Here is a 2407-nt window from a genome sequence, read left to right on the forward strand (position 1 = left end):
TTTAGTAGCACGATCAAGACCCGAAGCGGAGTGATCTATCCATGGGCAGGTTGAAGCGCGGGTAAGACCGCGTGGAGGACCGAACCCACTTAGGTTGAAAACTGAGGGGATGACCTGTGGATAGGGGTGAAAGGCCAATCAAACTCCGTGATAGCTGGTTCTCCCCGAAATGCATTTAGGTGCAGCGTTGCGTGTTTCTTGCCGGAGGTAGAGCACTGGATAGCCGATGGGCCCTACAAGGTTACTGACGTTAACCAAACTCCGAATGCCGGTAAGTGAGAGCGCAGCAGTGAGACTGCGGGGGATAAGCTCCGTAGTCGAGAGGGAAACAGCCCAGACCATCAGCTAAGGCCCCTAAGCGGTGACTAAGTGGAAAAGGATGTGGAGTCGCATTGACAACCAGGAGGTTGGCTTGGAAGCAGCCACCCTTGAAAGAGTGCGTAATAGCTCACTGGTCAAGTGATTCCGCGCCGACAATGTAGCGGGGCTCAAGTCATCCGCCGAAGCTATGGCATTCATACGTATAACTAAGCCTTCGTGGTTCAGGTGTGTGGATGGGTAGGGGAGCGTCGTGTGGGCAGTGAAGCAGCAGAGTGATCTAGTTGTGGAGCCCACACGAGTGAGAATGCAGGCATGAGTAGCGAATGAAGAGTGAGAAACTCTTCCGCCGAATGATCAAGGGTTCCAGGGTCAAGCTAATCTGCCCTGGGTAAGTCGGGACCTAAGGCGAGGCCGACAGGCGTAGTCGATGGACAACGGGTTGATATTCCCGTACCGGCAAAGTAGCGCCCATGACGAACCTGGTGATGCTAACCATCCGAAACCATGTTGACCGGACCCTTCGGGGCGAGGCGATGTGGCAGAGCGTGGGACCCGAACTGGTAGTAGTCAAGCGATGGGGTGACGCAGGAAGGTAGTCCAACCGTGGCGATGGTAGTCCACGGCTAAGGGTGTAGGACGAGCGGACAGGCAAATCCGCCGCTCATGTGTCTGAGACCTGATGGGGACCCCGTAGGGGGGAAGTGGATGATCCTATGCTGTCGAGAAAAACCTCTAGCGAGCTATGCGCCGCCCGTACCCCAAACCGACTCAGGTGATCAGGTAGAGAATACCAAGGCGATCGAGACAACCATGGTTAAGGAACTCGGCAAAATGCCCCCGTAACTTCGGGAGAAGGGGGGCCGGATCCGTTACCCACCTTGCGTGGGAAAGCGGTGATGGCCGCAGAGACCAGGCCCAAGCGACTGTTTACTAAAAACACAGGTCCGTGCGAAGTTGTAAGACGATGTATACGGACTGACTCCTGCCCGGTGCTGGAAGGTTAAGGGGACCGGTTAGAGGAGCAATCCTCGAAGCTGAGAACTTAAGCCCCAGTAAACGGCGGTGGTAACTATAACCATCCTAAGGTAGCGAAATTCCTTGTCGGGTAAGTTCCGACCTGCACGAATGGAGTAACGACTTGGGCGCTGTCTCAACCATGGACTCGGCGAAATTGCACTACGAGTAAAGATGCTCGTTACGCGCGGCAGGACGGAAAGACCCCGGGACCTTTACTATAGTTTGGTATTGGTGTTTGGTTCGGCTTGTGTAGGATAGGTGGGAGACTGTGAACCGGCCACGCCAGTGGTCGGGGAGTCATCGTTGAAATACCACTCTGGTCGTACTAGATGTCTAACCTAGGTCCGTAATCCGGATCAGGGACAGTGCCTGATGGGTAGTTTAACTGGGGCGGTTGCCTCCTAAAATGTAACGGAGGCGCTCAAAGGTTCCCTCAGCCTGGTTGGCAATCAGGTGGCGAGTGTAAGTGCACAAGGGAGCTTGACTGTGAGACAGACATGTCGAGCAGGGACGAAAGTCGGAACTAGTGATCCGGCGCCAGCAGGTGGAAGCGGCGTCGCTCAACGGATAAAAGGTACCCCGGGGATAACAGGCTGATCTTCCCCAAGAGTCCATATCGACGGGATGGTTTGGCACCTCGATGTCGGCTCGTCGCATCCTGGGGCTGGAGCAGGTCCCAAGGGTTGGGCTGTTCGCCCATTAAAGCGGCACGCGAGCTGGGTTTAGAACGTCGTGAGACAGTTCGGTCCCTATCCGCCGCGCGCGCAGGAAACTTGAGAAAGGCTGTCCCTAGTACGAGAGGACCGGGATGGACGAACCTCTGGTGTGCCAGTTGTCCCGCCAGGGGCACGGCTGGTTGGCTACGTTCGGAAGTGATAACCGCTGAATGCATCTAAGCGGGAAGCACGTTTCAAGATGAGGTTTCCCACCACGTAAGTGGGTAAGGCCCCCAGCAGAACACTGGGTTGATAGGCCGGAGGTGTACAGCAGTAATGCCTAGCCGACCGGTACTAATAGGCCGAGGGCTTGTCCCAACACCGTACAAAACCACTCAACGGTGACAAGACCC

General features: G+C 55.8%; 1 rRNA gene. It reads left to right on the top strand.

Annotated features, from left to right (window positions below):
• Window positions 1–2372, top strand: a 23S ribosomal RNA gene (locus tag AC4BG9_RS18690); the annotation flags it as partial.
• Between the last annotated feature and the right edge of the window lie 35 nt (window positions 2373–2407).

The sequence above is a fragment of the Nocardioides sp. Z40_12 genome (assembly GCF_058215795.1).